Below are 20,060 nucleotides of genomic sequence, written 5' to 3' on the forward strand. Positions count from 1 at the left end.
TGTACGGGCCGGCCCCGGTGCACCCGTCTCGCCGGTCGAGGCGGGGTGTACCGGGGTCTTTTATGTGCTGTTTAATTGCAACCCGTTCGCAATTACAGTCGATCTTGGACAGGGATGTGCAGCGTATGACGGGCCGATCGATACGGGTGGCGGTCGCCACCACACTGGTGACCGCACTGTCCCTCACCGCCGCGGCCTGCTCGAATCCGGACAGCGCCACCAGCGGTTCCGGATCGTCCTCCGCCTCGGCCGTCGTCGGCATCGCCTACGAGCCCGACAGCCTGAGCCCGCTTCTCGGCTACGGCAAGGACGGCAACTCCAAGATCTTCGACGGACTGCTCACCCTGGGCGCGGACATGAAGCTCCGCCCCGCCCTCGCCGCCGAACTCCCCGAGGTCAGCGCCGACGGCCTGACCTACACGTACAAGCTGCGCCAGGGCGTGAAGTTCAGCGACGGGAAGCCGTTCGGCGCCAAGGACGTCGTCTTCACGTACCGCACGATCCTCGACGAGAAGACCAACAACGCCTCCCGCACCGAACTGGACGCCGTCGAGGACATCACCGCCCGTGGCGAGGACACGGTCGTCTTCACCCTCAAGTACCCCTACGCGCCGTTCGCCCAGCGCACCGTCCTGCCGATCGCCCCCGAGCACATCGCGGGCAAGCAGGACGTCAACACCGGAGCCTTCACCACCCGGCCCATCGGCACCGGCCCCTACGTCCTCACCCAGTGGTCCCGCGGCGAGAAGATCAGCTTCACCGCCAACCCCCACTACTGGGGCGGCGAACCCGAGGTGAAGAAGTTCACCATGGCGATCATCAAGGACGACGACGTGCGCGCCACCCGGCTGCGCTCCGGCGACCTCGACGGCGCGATCCTGCCGCCCAACCTCGCCAAGGGCTTCGCGGACGACAAGAACAGGAAGACCTACGCCGCCACCAGCTACGACTACCGCACGGTGACGCTCCCGACCCACAACAAGGTCGCCGGAGACACCGCCGTACGCCGCGCCCTCGACATCGCCGTCGACCGGGAGGCCATGGTGAAGGCCATCCTCAACGGCGCGGGCAAGCCCGCCTACGGGCCCGTCCCCACCGACAGCGAGTGGTTCACCCGCGGCACCGAGCGCACGCACGACCTCGCCGCCGCACGGAAGATCCTGGACGAGGCCGGCTGGAAGCCCGGCAAGGACGGCGTCCGCGTCAAGGACGGGGTCCGCGCCTCCTTCCCGCTCTGGTACCTCAGCGGCGACAAGCTCCGCCAGGAGCACGCCCTCGCCTACGCCTCCGACGCCAAGAAGGCGGGCATCGACATCCGCACCGAGGCCGGGACCTGGGAGGTCATCGAGCCCCGCATGAAGCACGACGCCGTGCTCGCGGGCGGCGGCTCCCCGGCCGATCCCGACTTCGACCAGTACACGCTGCTGAAGTCCTCCCTCGCGGGCGACGGCTTCAACAACATGGCCTGGTACGACAACAAGGCCGTCGACACCGCCATCGAGGCGGGCCGCAGGAGCGGCGAGGCGGCCGAGCGGAAGAAGGCGTACGACACCGTCCAGCGCGAACTGGTGAAGAATCCGGGCTACACCTTCCTCACCCACATCGACCACCTCTACGTCGTCGACGACCGCTTCGGCCCCCTCACCACCCAGGTCGAACCGCACGACCACGGGCTGGCCTCCGGCCCGTGGTGGAACGTCGAGAAGTGGTCCACCGAGAGCGCCGGGGGCTCGGAGAAGTGAGCCGACGCCTCCCCTGGGGGCCGATGGCGCGGATGGCGGGACGGCGGGCCCTGTTCGCCGTCCCCGTCCTCGGCGTCGTCACCTTCGGCGTCTTCGCCGTCGCCGCCGCCTCCCCCTTCGACCCGGTCAAGGCCTACGCGGGCACCGCCGGACTCACCGCCTCGCAGGAGAACCTCGACCAGCTCCGCGCCAACCTCGGCGTCGACCAGCCGCTCGTGGCCCGCTGGTGGGACTGGCTGACCTCCGCCCTCCAGGGTGACTTCGGGGACTCCAGCCTGATGCGCCAGCCGGTCGCCGACGTCATCGCGGAGCGCATGGGCTGGTCCGTCCTGCTCGCCGCCACCGCCTTCCTGGTCGCGATCCTGCTCGGTACCGGCCTCGGCGTCCTCGCCGCCCGCAGGCCCGGCGGCTGGCTCGACCGGTGCGTCAGCTCCGTCGCGTACACCCTGGAAGCCGCCCCCGCCTTCTGGCTCGGGCTGCTCGCCATCTGGTTCTTCGCCCTGAAACTCGACGTCCTCCCGGCCGGCGGACTGACCGACGCCGCCAGCGAGGTCGTCACCTTCGGCCAGGTCGCCTCCCACCTGGTCCTGCCCGCCACCGTGCTCGGTGTCTCGCAACTGCCGTGGTTCTTCCTGTACGTACGCCAAGGAGTCGCCGACGCCCTCGCCGAGGACCCGGTACGCGGCGCCCGCGCGCGAGGACTGAGCGAGCGCACCGTGCTCCTCGGCCACGCCCTGCGCTCGGGGATGCTGCCGATGCTCACCCTGATCGGCTCCCGCGTCCCCGAACTCATCACCGGCGCCCTGCTCGTGGAGACCGTCTTCAGCTGGCCGGGCATCGCCGCCGCCACTGTCGGGGCCGCCACCTCCGTGGACTTCTCCCTGCTGGCCGCGCTCACGGTCCTCGCCACCGCCGCCGTGCTCCTCGGCAACCTGCTCTCCGACCTCCTCTACGGACTCGCCGACCCCCGGGTGGCCTTCGATGGCTGACACCGCGATCGCCCTGCCGGGCCGCGCCACACGCCGCGTCCGGGTCGCCACCTCGGCCGCGATCGTCATCGCCGTCGCGCTGGCCGTCCTCGTCGTCCCGCCGCTGACCCAGCTCGACCAGCAGGCCGTCGACCTGGCCGACAAGCTCGCCCCGCCGTCGCTCGCCCACCCCTTCGGCACCGACGACGTCGGCCGCGACCTCCTGCTGCGCTGCGTCTACGGCCTGCGCGTCTCCCTGCTCGTCGGCCTGGTCGCGGCCCTCACCGCCACCGTCGTCGGCACCGCGATCGGCGCGCTCGCCGGGGCGGTCGGCGGCTGGACCGACCGCATCGTCATGCGCGTCGTCGACGCCCTGTCCTCCATCCCGCACCTGCTGCTCGGCATCTTCATCGTCGCGATGTTCCGGCCGGGCGTCTGGCCGGTGATCATCTCGGTCGCCCTGACACACTGGATCTCCACCGCCCGCATCGTCCGCTCCGAGGTCCTCTCGCTGCGCTCGCGCCCCTTCGTCGACGCCGCCGTCTCCGGCGGCGCCTCCCGCACCCGCGTCGCCGTGCGCCACCTGCTGCCGGGCGTGCTCCCGCAAGCCGGTCTGGCCGCCGTGCTGATGGTGCCGCACGCGATGTGGCACGAGTCGGCGCTCTCCTTCCTCGGACTCGGACTCCCCGCCCACCAGGCCAGCCTCGGCAACCTCGTCCAGTCCGCACGCGGTTCGCTGCTCGCCGGGGACTGGTGGCCGACCCTCTTCCCCGGCCTCTTCCTGATCATCCCGACCCTCGCGCTCGCCGGACTCGCCGGAGCCTGGCGCGACCGGATCAACCCGCGCCGGAAATCGGAGCTGATGCTGTGACCCGCGCCCCCGAACCCGCCGGAACCCCCGTGCTGGACGTCCGGAACCTCTCCGTGCGCTTCCGCATGCGCGGCGGCCGCGACATCGCCGCCGTCACCGACGCCCGCTTCTCCGTCGCGCCGGGGGAGTGCCTCGCCCTGGTCGGCGAGAGCGGCTGCGGCAAGTCCGTCCTGGCCTCCGCCCTGCTCGGCCTGCTGCCCGCCAACGCGGCCACCACCGGCAGCGCGGTCCTCGGCGGGGACACGGACCTGCTCACCGCCGGCGAACGCACCCTCGCCCGCACCGTACGGGGACGGCGCATCGGCCTCGTACCGCAGAGCCCCGCCGCCCACCTCACCCCCGTGCGCACCGTCCGCGCCCAACTGGAGGAGAGCCTGCGCGAGCTGACCGGGGTGCGGGGGAACGCGCTGCCGAAGGCCGCCGTCGCGGCCGCCGCCCGCGCCTCCTTCCCCGAGGGACACCTCGACCGCTACCCGCACGAGCTCTCCGGCGGCCTCGCCCAGCGCGCCGCGACCGCCCTCGCCCTGATCGGCGACGCCCCGCTGCTGCTCGCCGACGAACCGACCACCGGCCTCGACCGGGACCTCGTCGAGCGGACCGTGGACGAACTGCGCCGCCACACCGACGAGGGCCGGGCGCTGCTGATCATCACCCACGACCTGGCCGCCGCCGAACGCATCGCGGACCGGGTCGCCGTGATGTACGCGGGACGCATCGTCGAGATCGCGGAGGCGGCGGGCTTCTTCGGAGCGCCCGGCCCCCGCCACCCGTACGCCCGTGGCCTGCTGGCGGCCCTGCCCGAACGCGATTTCCTCCCGATCCCCGGCATGCCGCCGGAGCTGGGCGCCCTGCCCGAGGGCTGTGCCTTCGCCGCCCGCTGCGCGTACGCGGACGGCCGCTGCACCGCCGAACGCCCGGCCTTCGACGCGGACCTGGCCTGCCACCACGCGCCGGCCGGCCGGACCCACCCGCTCAAGGAGGCCGCCGATGCTTGAGCTGAACCGGATCACCGCGGGATACGACCGCCGCGCTCCCGTCGTCCGCGAAGTGTCCCTGCACGTCGCGGCGGGCGAGGCGGTCGGGCTCCTGGGCCCCAGCGGCTGCGGCAAATCCACCCTGGCCAAGGTCGCCGCCCTCCTGCACCGCCCGGACGCCGGAACCATGACCCTCGACGGTACGGCGGTACGCGGCTGGCGCCATCGCGCCCCACGCGAGCAGCGCACCGCCGTGGGCGTCGTCTTCCAACAGCCCCGGCTCTCCGCCGACCCCCGCCTCAGCCTGCGCGAACTGATCGCCCAGCCGCTGCGGTCCACCGGCCGCCGCCGGGAGGTCCCCGCGCGGGTGGCGGAGCTGGCCCGGCTGGTCGGCCTCTCCGGCGAACTGCTGGAGCGCCGCCCGCACGCGGTGAGCGACGGCCAGCTGCAACGGGCCTGCCTGGCGCGGGCGCTGGTCCTGCGGCCCCGGCTGCTGATCTGCGACGAGATGACCGCGATGCTCGACGCCTCCACGACCGCCGCGCTGGTCGCGGTCGTCGAGCGCTACCGCGCGGAGTCCGGGGCGGCACTGCTGGCCGTGGGCCACGACCGGGTGCTGCTGGAGCGCTGGTGCGACCGTACGGTCCGGTGGGGCGGGCACGAGACGGAGAACGCTCCGGCCGGGTGACGGGTCCCGGCCGGAGCGTCCCGCTCCTGCCTCCTCCGGCGCGTCCGCCCGGTCCGGTGCGCCCGGCGGAAGCCGTCACAGCTGGTGGCGGACCCCGGCCTCCTGCTGGGCCTCGGTGAGCTGTTCGCGCAGATCGCCCTCGATGGACTCGCGGGCCTTGCCGCGCCGGAAGAGGGGAAGGACGGTGCGCTGCTTCCCGTCCTCGACGAGCAGGGCGAGCCCGCCGTAGAGGGCGAAGACCCCGATGCCGAGACCGGTCCAGCCCGCCGCGGTCTGGAAGGCGTTCCCGAGACCCGCCTCGTAGAGACCGGTGAGGGCGAAGCGCCCCGCGGTGAGGGTGAGGAGGACGGCGAACAGCGGTTTGGACTGCGCGGCCGCCCCGGCCAGGGCCAGCACGAACGGCACAAGGGCCAGGAGGAAGACGGCCTGGGCCACCACCGGCTTGCCGGGCGGCGAGTCCAGGGAGGTCACGCTCGTCCCGGCCCAGGCGGCGCCGAGCAGCAGCAGCGCCGTACCGGCCCCCGCGTCACGGGCCAGGAAGGCGAAGATCCCGCCGACGAGTTGGAGCGGGACGACGAAGATGAGGACGAGGAGCAGCAGGATGCCGCTCTGCGCGGGCGGTACCCAGCCGAGCTGGAGGGAGGAGAGAACCGTGCTGCCCATGCCGAGAGCGAAGAAGCCCAGCGGCAGCGGGCTGGCGATCGGGCGCAGCACGATGCGTGTCACGGCATCGGTCGTCAGCGGTTCTGCGGGGCTGTTCGGGCCGGATTGCTGGGTCACCGCACAAGCGTACGAGGTCCGGACCGGGTGGTGGCGACCGACACGATCGGGTGCGTCGGCTCGGTCCGACGCCCCGAGCCGTGGCCGGACTTCAGGGGGAGAGCGAGTCGACGACCACGGAGGCCGCTTCGGCGATCAGCTCGTCGGACGGCTCGGCGTCCTTCGTGGCGCGGTGCGACAGGATGGCGATCACGATGGGCGCGGAGTCCGGAGGCCACACCACGGCGATGTCGTTGCGGGCCCCGTAGTGGCTGCCCGTCCCGGTCTTGTCGCCGACGACCCAGTTCTCCGGCACGCCCGCCCTGATCACCGCGTCCCCGGTGGTGTTGGTCCGCAGCCACGTCGTCAACTGCCGGCGCTCCGGCGCGGGCAGGGCCTTGCCCAGGACGAACGCGCGCAGATCCCCGGCCAGGGCCCGAGGTGTGGACGTGTCCCGCTTCTCCCCGGGGACCCAGCGGCTCAGCTCCGGCTCCTCCCGGTCCATCCGCGTGACGCCGTCGCCCAGCTTCTCCAGCGCGGCGTCCATCCCCTCGGGCCCGCCGATGTGGTCGAAGAGGAGGTTCGCCGCGGTGTTGTCGCTGTAGCGCACGGAGGCGTCGCACAGTTCCTCGAGCGTCATCCCGGTGTCCACGTGCTTCTCGGTCACCGGGGAGTTGGCGACCAGGTCCTTCCGGGTGTAGGTCACCCGCTTGTCGAGCCCGTCCAGGGAGAAGGTGCTGAGGACGACCCCGGCCTGGAGCGCCTTGAAGGTCGAGTTGTAGGCGAACCGGGCCCGGTCGTGGTGGGCCACCTCGCGCCCGGTGCCCGTGTCGATCGCGTACACGCCCAGCCGCGCGTCGAACTCGCGCTCCAGCGCGGTGAAGTCGGCGGTGTACGGCTGCGCGGTCGCGGGGGCCGGCGTGCGCCTGCCGGGCCCGGCGGACGTGGACGGCGAGGTGGAGGCGTTCTGCCCGCAGGCCACCAGCGGTACGAGGGACAGTGCGGCGAGCGCACCGGCGACGGCGGTCCTGACACGGGGGTGATGCATGGGCGAAACCTCCTCGCGCCCCGGACCGGAGCGCATCGCGGACGGGCGGCACGGGCCGTACCGGTACGTGGTCGTGCGTGCCGAAGCCACCTTCGTCTCCCGTCGGCATGCGGTCCAATACGGTTGTGCGCGTTTCCATGCCGAAACCGCATAGGGTCGAGGGGTGGATCTGGTCGGAGCATGCCGGGCGTTCGTCAGCGTCAGCGAGTACGGCGGTTTCACCGACGGGGCCGCCGCGGCGGGGATGTCCCAGTCGGTGGCGAGCCGGCGTGTCGCGGCACTGGAGGAGCGCTTCGGCGAGCGGCTGTTCGAGCGCACCTCGCGGCGGGCGGTGCTCACCCCCTTCGGCCGCGACATGCTGACCGCCGCGGCACAGCTCGTCCAGGCCGCGGACGTCCTGCTGGAGGAGGCCGAAGCCGTCAAGCACAAGCCCTGGCGGCTGGCCGTCCCCGCCACCTGCTCCCCGGCCGCCCTGGCCCGCCTGGTCGCCGAGGCGCGGGGGCACGGTGTCCGGCTCGACGTCCGGACCGCCGGGCCCGCACGGCGCAAGGAACTGCTCCACGCGCACCAGGTGCGGGCCGCTCTGCTCGCCGTGCCGTCGGGGGAGGCGTCCTGGGCCGTCCCGCTGGGGCTGGCCGGAGTACGGGACACCGGCATGCGGCGGATCCACGTCGAGACGCTGCGGCTCGGACGGGCCCCGCACGGGCCGGCCCGCCGGATCTGGATCCAGCCGGAGGACGACGTGCCGCACATCCGCGACCCGCTGACACGGCTGCGGGACGCGGTGGGCCTGCGGCCCGCGCAGGTGGTCACCGCACCCGATCTGACGGCAGCCACCGCCGAAGTCCTCTGCTCCGAGGACCTGTTGCTGTGCTCCCGCGCACAGGCGGACGAACTCGCCCTGACCTGGCGGCCGATCGGCGAGCTGACCCCGATCCGGGGCTACGCTCTCACGGTCGCGGCGGACGGCAACCCCCTGCCCGTGGAGGCACGCCTGGGCGACGCCGTCGCCCTTTGCCTGGGCGCGGACGACCTGGCCGGGGGAGGGACGGCGGCATGAACACCGAAGCCCTGCTGCGGGATGTGCGGGAACGGCTGCACGACGGTGGCCTGCGGGCGTGCCTGCTGGTGCGGGACCTGGACACGGGTGAGGAACTGGGCATCGACCCGGACACGGAGCTGCCGTCGGCCTCCCTGGTCAAGGTCCCGCTCGCGCTGGCCACGCTCGAACGCATCCGGCGCGGCGAACTGGACGGGGCGACCTCGCTGGACGTGGCTCCCGGTCGCGTCACCACGCCGGGACCGACCGGCCTCAGCCGTTTCCGGCACCCCGCCCGGATCGCGGTCGACGATCTGCTCTACCTCAGTACCTGCCTGAGCGACGGGACGGCCGCCGACGCGCTGTTCGCCCTCACCCCGCCCGACCGGGTAGCCGGCTTCCTCCGGGAAGCCGGTCTGCGCGGCATCGCCGTCCGGCACCGGACGGAGGAGCTGTCCGACACGCCCGTCGAGCGCTTCGACGCCGACCAGGTGCACCTCGCCCACGCGCTGGCCATCGACGCGGGCACCAGCGGGCGCGGCCACCGGGTGGCGCAGCTCGACACGACCCGCGCCAACACCGGCAGCGCACGTTCCTTCGTCGACCTCCTCCAGGCCGTGTGGACCCCGTCGAAGATCCACCAGGAGGTGGCCGAGCGCATGCGCGGCCTCCTGGCCCACAACGTGCTGCGCCACCGGCTTGCCCCCGACTTCAGCTCCGACGCGAGCCGATGGTCCTCCAAGACGGGCACCCTGCTGAACCTGCGCCACGAGATCGGTGTCGTGGAGCACGCCGACGGACAGACCTTCGCCATCGCCGTGCTCACCGAGTCATCGGTCCCCGCCGGCGCGCAGCCCGGTGTCGACGCGCTGATGGCCGAGGCCGCCCGGCGGATGCGCGACCACCTCCGCCAGTTCTAGGACTGTGGATGTCCCGAGCCGGAGGCCGGCACGGTCGGTACCGGCCCCGCCCCGGCGCTTCCCGCCGGCTCCGGCGGAGCGGCGAAACCTGGTCGGCGCGCGGTCGTTGGGCCGGGTATGGCACGCAGACAAGCAGATCCGGCCGTCCGGCGGGCCCGCGAGGCGACCCGTCGCGCCGCGGCCGCGCAGCGCATCGGCCCCCGACCGCCCAGAACTCCGCGTCCCCGGCGGACGGAGTACCTCTTCGATCTCAAGCCGCCCGGAGCCTTCTACACCGACTGGGAGCAGCCGACCGGCGCGGGCGAACGGTTCCTGGCGAAGGTCGTCGACGACTTCGGAGCCGACTCCCACGCGGTCGCCGTCATGCGGGTCCTGCTGCACTACCGGGAGACCTACGGACCGAGCATCCCGATGAAGGCCGTCGGTCAACTGGAACTCCTGCTGAACGAGACGGACCTGGCGGCCCGGCTCTCCCCCGAGGGCGGCCTCACCGATGACGACGTCCGCGCCCGGGCGCACGCGCTTCACGCGCGGGGCCTGCTGTTCGTCGCGGACGACGGCTCCTTGTGGAGGACCGTACCTCCGGGCGCCCCGAACTCCGCGGCGGACGGCAGGTGGTCGTTGGTGGAACAGCTGGTGCGAGCGCCCGCGCAACGGGCCGGCACGGCCACCTGACCGCACACTCCCGGTCCCGGTCCGGGGCGTGGCCGCCGGTGCGGATCAGGCGGGCCGGTTCGGCCGTGGGACGTTCACCGGAGGGCGCTTCTTCCGGATCCTTCCGCCTGGACGTCCTGCCGGGCAGGGTCCGACGCGTGACGGCGGGTCCGGCCGGGCGGCGCACCGCCCGGCGCGGCGGTCGTGGCCGGGCGGTCGCGGACCCGCAGACGGGTCACGCCGGCCAGGCGCCTGTGACGCGCCGGGTCGCCTTGGCCCCCGAGCGTTCGACCGTGGCCTTGACCACGGAGAAGATCGCGCCCTGCACGGCGGCGGCGAGGATGATCTGCCGCCACGAGCGGTCCTCGTCGAGAGCGTCGGGCGCGTCGCCCTCGCCTTCGATGAGCTTCCATGTCTGCTGGAACACGGCGCTCGCGATCATGCCGCTGACCGCGCCGAGGGCGAACCCCACCGGCTTGTAGGCGATCTTGGACGCCTTCATCGGTTGCGCCCCCGGCCGCGGCGTACCAGCAGGAAGGCGATCAGCAGGGCGCCACCGGCGAGGAGCGGAACGCGGTTGGCGCGGGCGGCCTTCGCCCCCTGTTCGGCCTTCTCCACCAGGGGGTCCGGGGTCCTGTCCTTCAGCAGTCGCGCGGCCTGCCCGGACTTCTCCCGGATCTGGGCGGAGGCCGACGCGGCCTGTTCCTTCACCGCCGCCGTCTTCTCCTTCACCTGTGCCTTGACGTCGGCCTTGCCCGCCAACGCCTCGACGGTCTGCCCGAGTTCGTCGCGCGTCCGCTCGACCTGCTCCCGCAGCTCCTCGGGGGTGGGCGTTCCCAGCTCGTTCTGTGATGCGTCGTTCATCGGTGAGCCTTCTCCTTGACCTCGGCCAGATCGGCCTTGACGCTGTCGATGGTCTGTTCCGGTACGGGGGTCCCGGCGCGGGCGATCTGCTTCTTCCCGGCCAGGGCGGTCACCCCGGCCACCGCCGCCAGAACCGCGGTGACGATGAGGGACGCCGCCCACCAGGTCAGGGCCAGCGCGAGTGCGGCGATGCACGTCGCCACCAGCGCCTGCGCCGCCAGGACGCCGACGAGCCCGGCCGCGCCGAACAGGCCGCCGCCCCTCCCGAACCGCTTGCCCTTCTGCGTCATCTCCGCACGCGCCAGCCGCATTTCCTCGCGGACCAGCTCCGAGATCTGCTGCGAGGCACGCGAGACGAGAATCCCCACCGGCTCATCGCCCGTGGCGGAAGCCTGCCGTCCTGCCGTGCTCATGATGCATTCACCTCTTCTCTCTCGCGGGATCGTCCCGTGGAAGCGGACCGCTGTGGCGGAACCTCCGCATCCGGATGTGATCCGTTGCCGCCCGGCTACCCACCGATCGCGCCCCCACCCGTCCTGCGGCGAGGTATCGCGGAACACACCCGCCGGCGCGCGCCCGGCATGCTGCGCCGGACACCCCCCGGCCCCCTGGGGACCGCCCCGGTCCGGCCGTTCGTCCACCCCCGGATCTCGGGGCGGTGCCGCGCCCTACCGCGCAGGTGCGGACGCGCCTCCTCGGGGTAGGCGGAGGACATATCCCCTTCGAGGAGGAACCATGTCCGGACTGATCGCCCGCATCACGCGGTTCACTCGCAGCCCCCAGGGGCGGCGGACCATCGAGTCGGCCCGACGCGCCGCGGCCGACCCGCGCAAACGCGCTCGGGCTCGCAGCCTGTTCGGCCGGCTCCGCGGCCGCCGGTGACCGCCGGGTTCGGCGCCCGAGAGGAAGCACCGGCGGTCGCGCCCACACCGTCTCCGAGCGGAGCCGCTGGTCACAGAAGGCTGTTCCCCCGGCCGTACGGCCCAGGACCCACCTCCCCTGCGGCCCGCTCATGGAGCCCAGCGCGCACCCCTGAGGACGAGCTCCGCAGACTGCGTGTCCTCCAGGTCGAGTGCCGCCCACATCATGCGGCCGTCCTCGGCGGACAGTCCGGCGTGTGATCCATCACGAGCGCTCCCGGTAGCGGCGATGCTGCCCATCGTCGAGGCGTGCCTGCCCGGCGCGGGCGAGAGCAGGCTTCCCCTCCGGCGACGTCCTTGTCGCCGCTGGCGGGAGCAGGAGCAGGAGCAGGAGCAGGAGACGGGCGGACGGGTGGTGGCGTCGTGCCGTCCCGGCCGCACGCCTCCGAGGTGGCCGGGGTGTGAAACATCATCGAACAACCTGTCAGGCACCTGCCAGAGGCGGCCGCCGTGCCCCCATACTCGGGCGACCCCGTCCGCCGCTCAGGGAGTCTCAATGATGAAGTCAAGCCGCTTGCGCGACCGGCAGCGCGGGGGTGAAGACTCGGTTGTCGCGCAGGAGTGCCCACAGGACGCTGGCCCGTCGGCGGGCCAGGGCGATGACGGCCTGGACGTGTTTGCAGCCTTCGCCGCGCTTCTTGAGGCAGAAGTCCCGGTTCGGTCCCTCGCGGATGATGCTGGTCTGTGCGGACAGGTAGAACACCCGGCGCAGGCGGCGGCTGTAGCGCTTGGGGCGGTGCAGGCTGCCGGTGCGGCGTCCGGAGTCGCGCGGGACGGGCACGAGCCCGGCCGCCGAGGCGAGGTGGCCGGCGTCGGCGTAGGCCGCCAGGTCGCCGGCGGCGACGACGAACTCGGCGCCGAGTATCGGGCCCATGCCGGGCATCGACTCGATGATCTCGGCCTGCGGGTGGCTGCGGAAGGTGTCGCGGATCTGCTGGTCGATCCGCTTCAGGCGGTCGTCCAGGGTCAGGATCTGCGTGGCCAGGTCGGCGACGATCTGGGCGGCGACGTCCTCGCCGGGCAGCGCGGTCTGCTGGGCGTGGGCGGCTTCCAGCGCGGTCGCGGCGACCGCGTCGGCCCCGCGGACGCTGCGGTTGGCGAGCCAGGCCGTCAGCCGCGCCCGGCCGCGGCGGCGGATCGCGGCCGGGGTCCGGTAGCCCGTCGGCAGGACCAGTGCGCCCTTCTGCGAGCTGTGGTCGAAGGCCCGTTCCAGGGCGGGGAAGACGCCGGTCAGCGTGTCGCGGAGCCGGTTGATCATCCGGACCCGGTCGGCCACCAGGTCGGAGCGGTGGGCGGTCAGCAGCGCGAGGTCGGCGGCCGGCTGGGCCGGCACGCCGATGGCGGCGAAGTCGCTGCGGTGGCGGGCGGTTTCGGCGATGACGCAGGCGTCGCGGGCGTCGGTCTTCGCCTCACCCCGGTAGGCCCCCGACATGCGGTTGACCGTGCGCCCGGGCACGTGGACGGCCCGCCGGCCGTGGGCCGCGAGCAGGGCCGGCAGCAGCGCGGAGGACGTACCGGAGATGTCCACCGCCCAGTGGACCTGGTCCGCCAGATCGAGGATCTCGCCGAGCGCGGTCAGGATCGCCGACTCGTCGTTGTCGACCTTCTTCGACCACAGGGTCGCACCGGTCCCATCGACCACAGCCGCCCAGTGATGCCCCTTGCCCGCATCGATTCCGGCCCATACCCGGGCCCGTCGCTCGCTCACTCGCCCCTCCTCGCACCGTTCCGCATGCCGTCGGCCCGAGGAACACCCCGCTGTCATCTCCGTAATCAGCGACCGCACACAGCGCGCACATCTCAATCAGCAGCCAGGGCGCCCCGGAGAGCCGGACGGCCACTCCTTCGAAGCCACTGATAGCAGAGACCCATAAGCCACACCCGGCCCTCCCGGGCCACCCAACAACTTACGGAGCCCCCATGACGCATCCCACCCGCCGCCACGCGCTCACGGTCACCCTTGCCGCCGCCGCCGCGGGCATCGCCGTCCCCACCGCGACCGCGGTCGCCGCACCCGCCCGCCCGCACCGCCCGCGTCCGTTACGCCACGCACACGCGCACAACGACTACCTCCACCCGCGCCCGCTGCACGACGCGCTCTCCCACGGGTTCACCAGCGTCGAGGCGGACGTCTTCCTCGTCGACGGCGACCTCCTCGTCGCCCATGAGCCAGCCACCCTCGACCCCACCCGCACCCTCGCCTCGCTCTACCTCGACCCGCTCGCCGCCCTCGTCCGCGCGGGCCACGGCAGCGTCCACCCCCACCACCGTGAACCGCTGCACCTTCTCGTCGACATCAAGGCCGACGGCGTCGCCGCCTACCGCGAACTGGACCGGCAGCTGCGCCACCACCGCTACCTCACCCGCTACCGGCACGGCCGCGTCCGGCCCGGAGCGGTCACCGTCGTCGTCTCGGGAGACCGCGCGGCCCGCACGCCGATGGAGGCCCAGCCCACCCGCCTCGCCTTCTACGACGGCCGCCTCGACGACCTCGGAACCCCTGCCCCCGCCTCCTTCGCCCCGCTCGTCAGTGCCAACTGGACCCAGAGCTTCGGCTGGCTCGGCGCGGGCCCCTTCCCCCGGACCGAACGGGACCGGCTGCGGACCCTCGTCGCCACCGCCCACCGCGAAGGCCGCCGCATCCGCTTCTGGGCCACGCCCGACCGGCCTGGCCCCGAACGCGAGGCCGTCTGGTCCGAACTGCTCGCCGCCGGGGTCGACCACCTCAACACCGACGACCTGGCCGGGCTCGAAGCGTTCCTGCGCACCCGCGAAGAAGTCGCCGCGACCTTCTGACGCGCTGACGCGCGACCTTCCGGGAGTACCCGTTCGGCGGACACGCCAGTGCGCCGAACGGCCGTCCCGCTGCGCCACACTGGCGGCCGAATGCCGCAGATCCGGCGCGGCGGAGGAGGTTGGCCATGGCCATTTCGATCTCACTGGTGCTGCTTCTGACGATCCTGGCGGTGATCTTCCTGCGCAACGGCGGTCTGAAGGTCTCGCACGCGCTGGTCTGCGGCCTGCTGGGTTTCCTCATGGCCAGTACGAGCATGGCCCCGACCATCCACGACGGCATCGGCGCCACCGCCGACCTGGTCAGCAGCCTGAACCCCTGACGGATCCGGCGGCCGTCCCGTAGCGCGGGACCGGCCGCACCCACCCCGGTCATCACGCACAATGGACAGATGTCTTTTCCGTCCCCCGGCCGGCACTCGGGCGCCGCCCACCACGAGTACTGCAACACCTCCCTGTGCTGCCGGTGCCAGATGCGGACCTGGACGACCAAGGCGGGCGACGAACGGCTCTGCGGACCGTGCGCCGCCTGCTGCCACGCCTGCGGCCGGGCGCCCGCGCCCCATCTGGACGGGCTCGACGGCGGGCTCTGTGCCGAGTGCCGCGGACTGTGCGGCCGCTGCCACGCTCCGAAGCGTCCCGACGGTTCGTGTGCCTGCGACCGCTGGCGGGAGAGCGCCCGCAGCAACCCGCGCGGCTACGTCCTCCAGGCCCTGCCGCCCCAGCTCCTCCAGGCTCTCGGAGGCCGGGTCCCGAGCACCGTCCACGACCTCATCCACCAGGAGATCGCCGTCCGCAGCGCCGCCCAGCTCCGCGAACGGGTCGAACGCCGCTGGAACCTGCGCTGGTCCCACGCGCTGGGTGAACTGGACGAGGACGGCCGCCGCCGGTGGAGCGCCCAGGACATCGCCGAGCAGCTCCTGCGGCCCGGCTCCTGCACCGACCCGCAGTGCGAGGACGGCTACCACATCACGACCGACACCCCGTGCGTCCACTGCCGGGAGCCGTTGCACCGCTTCGTCACCTCGGTCGCCGACCGCACGGCGACCACGGAGCACGCACGCTCCGCGGCGGCCGGAATCCGCCGGGCGATGCGGGAGAACCGGTCCCGGCCGAAGCGTCCGCAGCGCTGAACGGACGGCTGGGCGATCTCTGGCCGCACCCCGTGGACCTGGCCGTTCCCGGCCGCGCCGGCACCGCGACAACCGGATGTGAGTCACCGCGACCGGACGCTGCGAACGGCCCGTACGGCCTATGCTCGCGCCCATGGAGCAACGGGAAGTCGTGAAGCGCGTGATCGGCATCCTCACAGAGGCGCGCGAAATGCAGCGTCTGCTGGAGGCGGACCTCGAACGGGAAGATCTGGACGCGGGAGCGGGCGCCGTCACCGCCCTGCTGAACGAGACGATGCCCCACATCACCATCCCCGACGACTTCACCGTCGAGGAGGTGGTCGCCGTCGTCGGACGCGAGGTCGGCGGTGCGGTCGAACAACTGGTGAGCGCCTTCACCCTCGCGTTCACGATGCTGGCCCAGGTCCATGACTCCGGACAGACCGACGTGTCCTCGGCCGACATCCTCCAGGACCTCGCCCTGCGGGTCGAGGGCGGTGGTACGGACGAGGGCGAGGACCCGGTGCTGTAGGGCTCTGCGTTCCGCCGCGCGGATAGGCATAGTGGAGGGGGAAGGCGCGTATCCCCCTCGCGGCATGGAGGCTGCTGTGGCAAAGAGCACCGATATCGCCCGCGCCAAGGCGCGGAGGCTCAAAGGCATGATCAAGGAATCGGACGGCATCGCCCTCGAGAACGAGCGGCTGAAGACCGAGGGCCGGAAGGAACAGGCCGAGGCCCGCCGCGAGGAGGCCCTGGCACGCGCGTCGCGGACGGCCTCCGACCGCTGAGCCGAGGACGTACGAGGGAGCCCGCGCCGCTGTACACGGCACGGGCGCCCTCGTACGTCCGCCGACCCCCGGCCTTCACGTGGCTCACTTCCGGGCTCGTGCCACTTCCCGGACCGTCTCGGCGATCTCCTGGTCGAGGGCCGCCCGGACCAGTGCCGCGGCGAACACCGCCGGATCCCGGTCCCCGGCCACCTCGGCCAGCCGGGCGGTGGAGGCGGGCAGACCGACCCGCTCGGCCCCCTGAAGGCCCTTCGCTCCGACGTGGAACCCGGTCTCCGGCCACAGACCCTGCACCTCGCGTACGAAGATGTCGGCTCCGGCCGGTCCGATCCCCGTGACCTGCTGGAGGCCCGCCCGCAACGCGGACCCGTCGCCGTCCGCCTCCGCGCGCAACCGGCGCAGGTCGCCCTTCCAGACATCGAGGACCAGCTCCGCGCCCTCCCCTAGCTGGGTGGAGGTCCGTTCGTCGTAGCGGCGGTAGCCGCCCTCGCCCAGCGCGTCCACGCGCTGCTGCCAACTCGCGTCGGTCATTCGGCGCGGCGTGCGCATCCCGTGCTCGAACAGCGCCCGCGCCGCGGCCACGGCGACCGAGGCGCGGATGCGGGCGCTCAGCAGATGACTCAGCACCAGAAGCTGGTAGAGCGGCTGCGGCGTGTCACGCAGCCGGATGCCTGCCTCCGCCGCGTACGTCCGCCCGCACTCCTCCACCAGCGCGTCGGCGGTCCGGTGCGCCGAAGCGGACACCTCGCGGCTCATCCGAAACCGAAGACGCGCGCGAGGAAGAACCCGGCGACCATGAGCGCTCCGAGCACGATCAGCCCGGTCCATACGCCCGGATGCTCCCAGAGCCCTCCGTCCGCACGTTCCTCGTGGGCCTCGCCGATGGAACCTTCGGCAGGCGGTGTCTCTCCCGGTGGATTCAGCAGAACAGCCATACCTCCAGCGTCTCTCCGACCGCGCCCCGGCGCACCCCGTCGCGTACCGCCGCGAGGGCAGGGCCGTATGGCGGAGCCCGAACAAGGGGAGTGCCGCACCGGGGGATTCGGGGCACCGTCAAGGAATGCCCCGAGTCTCCGCCCCCGTCGTCAAACTCGTACAGCGCACCACCGAACCCGTCGGTGTGCAGACGCTGCGCTCGACGGCGGCCGCCGTCATCGCCTACTCCGTCGCCGTCTGGTTCCTGCCCGAACCTGCCCCGCTGACCGCACCCCTGACCGCGCTGCTGGTCGTCCAGGTGACCCTCTACGCGACCCTCACCACCGGCATCCGGCGGGTGAACTCGGTCGTCGTGGGCGTCCTGATCGCCATCGGCTTCAGCTCCCTCGTGGGGCTGAGCTGGTGGAGCCTGGGCCTGACCATCTTCACCGCACTGATGATCGGACGCCTGGTACGGGTCAACGAGTTCGTCCCGGAGGTGGCGATCAGCGCGATGCTCGTCCTCGGCGTCTCCCAGGTCGCGGACACCGCCTGGGACCGGGTGTGGGAGACGCTGATCGGGGCCGTCGTGGGGCTCCTGTTCAACCTGCTCCTCGCACCGCCCGTCTGGGTCGGGTCCGCGGGTTCCTCCATCGAGTCGCTGGCGGCGCGGATGGGGAGCATGCTGCGCGGCATGGGCGAGGAGGTCGTGGGGCACAACCCCGTCCCACGGGCCGCCGCCCGGCTCCACGAGGCCCGCAGACTCGACCACGACATCGTGGAGGTGGACGCCTCCCTGCGCCAGGCGGAAGAGAGTCTCACCCTCAACCCTAGGGTGAGGCATGGGCTGCTCCACCGGGTCGTCCTGCGCACCGGGCTCGACACGCTGGAGATCTGCGCCGTCGTTCTGCGCGTCCTGTCCCGCACCCTCACCGACCTGGCGAAGGCCCGTACCGAGGAGGCGCTGTTCCCGTCCGACGTGACGGAACTGCTCCAGGAGCTCTTCGGACGCCTCGCGGAGGCGATCGAGAGCTTCGCCGTGCTGGTCACCACCCAGCTCGCCGCCGACGCCGACGCGGCGGAGGAGCGGCTCGCCGAGGCGCTCGCCCGGAGCCGGGCCACCCGCGACCTGGTGGCCGACCTGCTGCTGGAGGACGTCCAGGAGCACCCGCGCCAGTGGCAGCTGCACGGCGCTCTGCTCGCCGAGATCGACCGGATCCTGGACGAACTCGACATCGAGGAGCGCACCAAGCGTCTCGGTGAGGAGCTGGACCGGCGCTCGGCGGAGGCGCATGCCCGGCATCCCCGGCTGCGCGCACTGATGCGCCGACTGGGTCGGCAGCCCGCCTGAGCGCGTCCCGGAGGTCCGGGCACCCCGATCGCGCTGTTACGTGCCCCGGTGGGCGGGACCGTCCGCGCCGCGGCCGCGTGGGATGCGGAAGCGGCCGGTCGCTGGTTCGCTGGGGGACAGAGGTTCCCTGCGTCCAAGGAGTAATGATGAGCGGTTCGGACGAGCCGGCCGACCTGGCCCGGCAGATGCGTGAGAAGGCCCGGCAGCTCGCGGAGGCCGCGGAGCACACGAGCGACCCGCACGAACGCGAGCGGCTGGAGAAGAAGTCCCGGACGATCCGGGACCGGAGCGAACAGCAGAGCGCGATGGCGGCGGGGGACGTCTACCCCGAGAAGTAGGCCGGGGCCGGGGAGCGGGCCGGGCCGGCAGGCGGGCCTGCGGACCGGGAAGGAACCCGCGGACCGGGAAGTGAACCCTGCGGAGCGGGAGCGGAGCCGGTGGGCGCGCCCGAGGCGTGAACGCGCGGGTGTGATCCTGCGGGCCGGAGGAGCCGGAGGAGCCTGCGGCCCGGAGGAGACCGCGTACCCGGACGCGGCCCGGCGAAGTCCCCGTCGATTCCGACGGGCCCCGCCCTCCGTCCGGAGGACACGGCGCCTCCGTACGAGGGCGGGATCGTGGCCGACCCCGCCGAGAGGCTCCCCGCGTCAGCCGGCCCACTCCAGGAGCCGTTCCGCGCTCCAGGTCGTCACCACCCGGTCCGCCGGCACCCCGCACTCCTCGGCGCGGGCGCATCCCGACCGCTGCCAGTCGAGCTGCCCCGGAGCGTGTGCGTCCGTGTCGATAGCGAACAGCGTTCCCGCCGCGACGGCCGCGCGCAGCAACCGCAGAGGCGGATCGCGCCGCTCCGGGCGGCAGTTGATCTCCACCGCCGTCCCGGCCTCCGCGCAGGCCGCGAAGACCCGTTCCGCGTCGAACCGCGACTCCGGCCTGCCCCGTCCGGACAGCAGGCGTCCCGTGCAGTGACCGAGCACATGCGCCCGCGGATGGCGGACCGCCGCCTCCAGACGTCGTGTCATCGGCTCCGGGTCCATCCGCAGCTTGGAGTGGACGGAGACCACCACCACGTCGAGGCGCTCCAGCAACGCGTCCTCCTGGTCGAGGGAACCGTCCGGGAGGATGTCGCACTCGATGCCCGTGAGCAGTCGGAACGGGGCCCACTCCTCATTCAGCCGCGCCACCACCGCGAGCTGCTCCCGCAGCCGATCCGGCGACAGGCCGCCCGCCACCTTCAGGCGGGGCGAGTGGTCGGTGAGAACGGCCCACGCGTGCCCCAGCTCCGCCGCGGTCCTGCCCATCTCCTCGATGGGGCTGCCTCCGTCCGACCAGTCCGAGTGCAGATGGCAGTCGCCCCTCAGGCGCCGGTACAGCTCCTCGCCTCTTTCGGGAGGAGGCTCCGCCGCGGCCTCCCGCTCCAGCCGCTCCAGGTATCCGGGTGTCCGCCCGGCCAGCGCCTCGCTGATCACCTCGGCCGTGCGGGGTCCGATCCCGGAGACCCGTTCCAGTGACTTCGCGGCCACCCGCTCGGCCGCCTCACCGGGAGCCATCGCGTCCACGGCGGCGGCAGCCGTACGGAACGCCTTCACCCGGTACGTGGCGGCTTGGGAGCGTTCCAGCAGGAAAGCGATCCGCCGCAGGGCGGTGACGGGATCCATCG

The 20,060-nt window shown here is 72.8% G+C and carries 25 protein-coding genes; 16 read left to right on the plus strand and 9 right to left on the minus strand.

Going from position 1 to position 20,060, the window contains the following annotated elements; all coding sequences use genetic code 11:
• Window positions 1–125 precede the first annotated feature (125 nt).
• From QFZ71_RS29215 to QFZ71_RS29235, 5 genes are all read left to right on the plus strand, one after another.
• Window positions 126–1,742 (plus strand): ABC transporter substrate-binding protein, encoded by a 1,617-nt coding sequence (locus QFZ71_RS29215; protein WP_307671150.1) that lies wholly within the window; start codon window positions 126–128, stop codon window positions 1,740–1,742.
• A gap of 23 nt (window positions 1,743–1,765) precedes the next feature.
• Window positions 1,766–2,731, plus strand: a complete 966-nt coding sequence (locus QFZ71_RS29220) for an ABC transporter permease (RefSeq protein WP_307671625.1) — start codon at window positions 1,766–1,768, stop codon at window positions 2,729–2,731.
• Window positions 2,724–3,581 carry an ABC transporter permease gene (locus QFZ71_RS29225; protein WP_307671151.1) on the plus strand — a complete coding sequence of 286 codons (858 nt, stop codon included), beginning with the start codon at window positions 2,724–2,726 and terminating at the stop codon, window positions 3,579–3,581. Before QFZ71_RS29220 ends, QFZ71_RS29225 begins: the two co-directional genes overlap by 8 nt.
• 65 nt (window positions 3,582–3,646) lie before the next feature.
• Window positions 3,647–4,576, plus strand: coding sequence for an ABC transporter ATP-binding protein (locus QFZ71_RS29230; RefSeq protein ID WP_307671626.1), 930 nt, complete (start codon window positions 3,647–3,649; stop codon window positions 4,574–4,576).
• Window positions 4,569–5,243, plus strand: coding sequence for an ABC transporter ATP-binding protein (locus QFZ71_RS29235; RefSeq protein ID WP_307671152.1), 675 nt, complete (start codon window positions 4,569–4,571; stop codon window positions 5,241–5,243). The genes QFZ71_RS29230 and QFZ71_RS29235 overlap by 8 nt, the downstream gene beginning before the upstream one ends.
• Before the next feature lie 75 nt (window positions 5,244–5,318).
• Here the strand turns inward: QFZ71_RS29235 and QFZ71_RS29240 are convergent, their stop codons facing one another.
• Complete coding sequence (locus tag QFZ71_RS29240; RefSeq protein ID WP_307671153.1) at window positions 5,319–6,023, minus strand: GPR1/FUN34/YaaH family transporter; 705 nt, start codon at window positions 6,021–6,023, stop codon at window positions 5,319–5,321.
• Between the two features lie 91 nt (window positions 6,024–6,114).
• Window positions 6,115–7,050 (minus strand): class A beta-lactamase, encoded by a 936-nt coding sequence (bla, locus tag QFZ71_RS29245; protein ID WP_307671154.1) that lies wholly within the window; start codon window positions 7,048–7,050, stop codon window positions 6,115–6,117.
• 163 nt (window positions 7,051–7,213) lie between these two features.
• On the opposite strand from bla, the gene QFZ71_RS29250 reads away from it, so the two are divergent.
• From QFZ71_RS29250 to QFZ71_RS29260, 3 genes are all read left to right on the plus strand, one after another.
• Window positions 7,214–8,110: a LysR family transcriptional regulator gene (locus tag QFZ71_RS29250; RefSeq protein ID WP_307671155.1), complete on the plus strand. Its 897-nt coding sequence runs from the start codon at window positions 7,214–7,216 to the stop codon at window positions 8,108–8,110.
• Window positions 8,107–9,009 (plus strand): serine hydrolase, encoded by a 903-nt coding sequence (locus QFZ71_RS29255; RefSeq protein ID WP_307671156.1) that lies wholly within the window; start codon window positions 8,107–8,109, stop codon window positions 9,007–9,009. The genes QFZ71_RS29250 and QFZ71_RS29255 overlap by 4 nt, the downstream gene beginning before the upstream one ends.
• Before the next feature lie 117 nt (window positions 9,010–9,126).
• Window positions 9,127–9,684: a hypothetical protein gene (locus tag QFZ71_RS29260; protein WP_307671157.1), complete on the plus strand. Its 558-nt coding sequence runs from the start codon at window positions 9,127–9,129 to the stop codon at window positions 9,682–9,684.
• Between the two features lie 214 nt (window positions 9,685–9,898).
• Here QFZ71_RS29260 and QFZ71_RS29265 read toward each other — a convergent pair whose 3' ends face one another.
• The 3 genes from QFZ71_RS29265 to QFZ71_RS29275 are packed head-to-tail and all read right to left on the minus strand — an operon-like array spanning window position 9,899 to window position 10,940.
• Complete coding sequence (locus QFZ71_RS29265) at window positions 9,899–10,165, minus strand: DUF4235 domain-containing protein (RefSeq protein WP_307671158.1); 267 nt, start codon at window positions 10,163–10,165, stop codon at window positions 9,899–9,901.
• A complete protein-coding gene (locus QFZ71_RS29270) occupies window positions 10,162–10,527 on the minus strand; it encodes a DUF3618 domain-containing protein (RefSeq protein WP_307671159.1) in 366 nt (121 codons plus the stop codon). Before QFZ71_RS29270 ends, QFZ71_RS29265 begins: the two co-directional genes overlap by 4 nt.
• Entirely contained in the window at window positions 10,524–10,940 is a 417-nt protein-coding gene (locus QFZ71_RS29275) for a phage holin family protein (protein WP_307671160.1), read from the minus strand. The genes QFZ71_RS29270 and QFZ71_RS29275 overlap by 4 nt, the downstream gene beginning before the upstream one ends.
• A 322-nt stretch (window positions 10,941–11,262) precedes the next feature.
• Between QFZ71_RS29275 and QFZ71_RS29280 the strand changes: the two genes are divergently transcribed.
• Window positions 11,263–11,409 carry a hypothetical protein gene (locus tag QFZ71_RS29280; protein WP_307671161.1) on the plus strand — a complete coding sequence of 49 codons (147 nt, stop codon included), beginning with the start codon at window positions 11,263–11,265 and terminating at the stop codon, window positions 11,407–11,409.
• 543 nt (window positions 11,410–11,952) lie between these two features.
• On the opposite strand, the gene QFZ71_RS29285 is transcribed toward QFZ71_RS29280, so the two are convergent.
• Window positions 11,953–13,155, minus strand: a complete 1,203-nt coding sequence (locus QFZ71_RS29285; RefSeq protein ID WP_307671162.1) for an IS110 family transposase — start codon at window positions 13,153–13,155, stop codon at window positions 11,953–11,955.
• Window positions 13,156–13,367: 212 nt separating this feature from the next.
• On the opposite strand from QFZ71_RS29285, the gene QFZ71_RS29290 reads away from it, so the two are divergent.
• The 5 genes from QFZ71_RS29290 to QFZ71_RS29310 all read left to right on the plus strand — a co-directional run bounded on the left by QFZ71_RS29290 (window position 13,368) and on the right by QFZ71_RS29310 (window position 16,140).
• A complete protein-coding gene (locus QFZ71_RS29290) occupies window positions 13,368–14,243 on the plus strand; it encodes a phosphatidylinositol-specific phospholipase C/glycerophosphodiester phosphodiesterase family protein (RefSeq protein ID WP_307671163.1) in 876 nt (291 codons plus the stop codon).
• Window positions 14,244–14,368: 125 nt separating this feature from the next.
• Window positions 14,369–14,563 (plus strand): hypothetical protein, encoded by a 195-nt coding sequence (locus QFZ71_RS29295; protein ID WP_307671164.1) that lies wholly within the window; start codon window positions 14,369–14,371, stop codon window positions 14,561–14,563.
• Window positions 14,564–14,632: 69 nt separating this feature from the next.
• Complete coding sequence (locus QFZ71_RS29300) at window positions 14,633–15,373, plus strand: hypothetical protein (protein ID WP_307671165.1); 741 nt, start codon at window positions 14,633–14,635, stop codon at window positions 15,371–15,373.
• Between the two features lie 121 nt (window positions 15,374–15,494).
• On the plus strand, window positions 15,495–15,884 hold the full coding sequence (locus QFZ71_RS29305) for a hypothetical protein (protein ID WP_307671166.1): 390 nt from the start codon (window positions 15,495–15,497) through the stop codon (window positions 15,882–15,884).
• Between the two features lie 76 nt (window positions 15,885–15,960).
• Window positions 15,961–16,140, plus strand: a complete 180-nt coding sequence (locus QFZ71_RS29310; protein WP_307671167.1) for a hypothetical protein — start codon at window positions 15,961–15,963, stop codon at window positions 16,138–16,140.
• An 84-nt stretch (window positions 16,141–16,224) separates the two neighbouring features.
• Here the strand turns inward: QFZ71_RS29310 and QFZ71_RS29315 are convergent, their stop codons facing one another.
• Window positions 16,225–16,896 carry an endonuclease gene (locus QFZ71_RS29315; protein ID WP_307671168.1) on the minus strand — a complete coding sequence of 224 codons (672 nt, stop codon included), beginning with the start codon at window positions 16,894–16,896 and terminating at the stop codon, window positions 16,225–16,227.
• Window positions 16,893–17,075, minus strand: a complete 183-nt coding sequence (locus QFZ71_RS29320) for a DUF6480 family protein (protein WP_307671169.1) — start codon at window positions 17,073–17,075, stop codon at window positions 16,893–16,895. The genes QFZ71_RS29315 and QFZ71_RS29320 overlap by 4 nt, the downstream gene beginning before the upstream one ends.
• Window positions 17,076–17,200: 125 nt before the next feature.
• On the opposite strand from QFZ71_RS29320, the gene QFZ71_RS29325 reads away from it, so the two are divergent.
• Window positions 17,201–18,406 carry an aromatic acid exporter family protein gene (locus tag QFZ71_RS29325; protein WP_307671170.1) on the plus strand — a complete coding sequence of 402 codons (1,206 nt, stop codon included), beginning with the start codon at window positions 17,201–17,203 and terminating at the stop codon, window positions 18,404–18,406.
• 146 nt (window positions 18,407–18,552) lie between these two features.
• Window positions 18,553–18,744 (plus strand): DUF6381 family protein, encoded by a 192-nt coding sequence (locus tag QFZ71_RS29330; protein WP_307671171.1) that lies wholly within the window; start codon window positions 18,553–18,555, stop codon window positions 18,742–18,744.
• A 306-nt stretch (window positions 18,745–19,050) separates the two neighbouring features.
• Here QFZ71_RS29330 and QFZ71_RS29335 read toward each other — a convergent pair whose 3' ends face one another.
• Window positions 19,051–20,058, minus strand: coding sequence for a PHP domain-containing protein (locus QFZ71_RS29335; protein WP_307671172.1), 1,008 nt, complete (start codon window positions 20,056–20,058; stop codon window positions 19,051–19,053).
• Window positions 20,059–20,060: the final 2 nt, after the last annotated feature.

Origin of the sequence: Streptomyces sp. V2I9 (assembly GCF_030817475.1) — a bacterium.
Lineage (GTDB): Bacteria > Actinomycetota > Actinomycetes > Streptomycetales > Streptomycetaceae > Streptomyces.

Bases quoted from the DNA above. Each gene is read 5' to 3' on its own strand.
- QFZ71_RS29215 (WP_307671150.1), top strand. From the start codon at position 126: ATGACGGGCCGATCGATACGGGTGGCGGTCGCCACCACACTGGTGACC.
- QFZ71_RS29220 (WP_307671625.1), top strand. From the start codon at position 1,766: ATGGCGCGGATGGCGGGACGGCGGGCCCTGTTCGCCGTCCCCGTCCTC.
- QFZ71_RS29225 (WP_307671151.1), top strand. From the start codon at position 2,724: ATGGCTGACACCGCGATCGCCCTGCCGGGCCGCGCCACACGCCGCGTC.
- QFZ71_RS29230 (WP_307671626.1), top strand. From the start codon at position 3,647: ATGCGCGGCGGCCGCGACATCGCCGCCGTCACCGACGCCCGCTTCTCC.
- QFZ71_RS29235 (WP_307671152.1), top strand. From the start codon at position 4,569: ATGCTTGAGCTGAACCGGATCACCGCGGGATACGACCGCCGCGCTCCC.
- bla (WP_307671154.1), bottom strand. From the start codon at position 7,050: ATGCATCACCCCCGTGTCAGGACCGCCGTCGCCGGTGCGCTCGCCGCA.
- QFZ71_RS29255 (WP_307671156.1), top strand. From the start codon at position 8,107: ATGAACACCGAAGCCCTGCTGCGGGATGTGCGGGAACGGCTGCACGAC.
- QFZ71_RS29260 (WP_307671157.1), top strand. From the start codon at position 9,127: ATGGCACGCAGACAAGCAGATCCGGCCGTCCGGCGGGCCCGCGAGGCG.
- QFZ71_RS29265 (WP_307671158.1), bottom strand. From the start codon at position 10,165: ATGAAGGCGTCCAAGATCGCCTACAAGCCGGTGGGGTTCGCCCTCGGC.
- QFZ71_RS29270 (WP_307671159.1), bottom strand. From the start codon at position 10,527: ATGAACGACGCATCACAGAACGAGCTGGGAACGCCCACCCCCGAGGAG.
- QFZ71_RS29275 (WP_307671160.1), bottom strand. From the start codon at position 10,940: ATGAGCACGGCAGGACGGCAGGCTTCCGCCACGGGCGATGAGCCGGTG.
- QFZ71_RS29280 (WP_307671161.1), top strand. From the start codon at position 11,263: ATGTCCGGACTGATCGCCCGCATCACGCGGTTCACTCGCAGCCCCCAG.
- QFZ71_RS29290 (WP_307671163.1), top strand. From the start codon at position 13,368: ATGACGCATCCCACCCGCCGCCACGCGCTCACGGTCACCCTTGCCGCC.
- QFZ71_RS29295 (WP_307671164.1), top strand. From the start codon at position 14,369: ATGGCCATTTCGATCTCACTGGTGCTGCTTCTGACGATCCTGGCGGTG.
- QFZ71_RS29300 (WP_307671165.1), top strand. From the start codon at position 14,633: ATGTCTTTTCCGTCCCCCGGCCGGCACTCGGGCGCCGCCCACCACGAG.
- QFZ71_RS29305 (WP_307671166.1), top strand. From the start codon at position 15,495: ATGCTCGCGCCCATGGAGCAACGGGAAGTCGTGAAGCGCGTGATCGGC.
- QFZ71_RS29315 (WP_307671168.1), bottom strand. From the start codon at position 16,896: ATGAGCCGCGAGGTGTCCGCTTCGGCGCACCGGACCGCCGACGCGCTG.
- QFZ71_RS29320 (WP_307671169.1), bottom strand. From the start codon at position 17,075: ATGGCTGTTCTGCTGAATCCACCGGGAGAGACACCGCCTGCCGAAGGT.
- QFZ71_RS29325 (WP_307671170.1), top strand. From the start codon at position 17,201: ATGCCCCGAGTCTCCGCCCCCGTCGTCAAACTCGTACAGCGCACCACC.
- QFZ71_RS29330 (WP_307671171.1), top strand. From the start codon at position 18,553: ATGAGCGGTTCGGACGAGCCGGCCGACCTGGCCCGGCAGATGCGTGAG.
- QFZ71_RS29335 (WP_307671172.1), bottom strand. From the start codon at position 20,058: ATGGATCCCGTCACCGCCCTGCGGCGGATCGCTTTCCTGCTGGAACGC.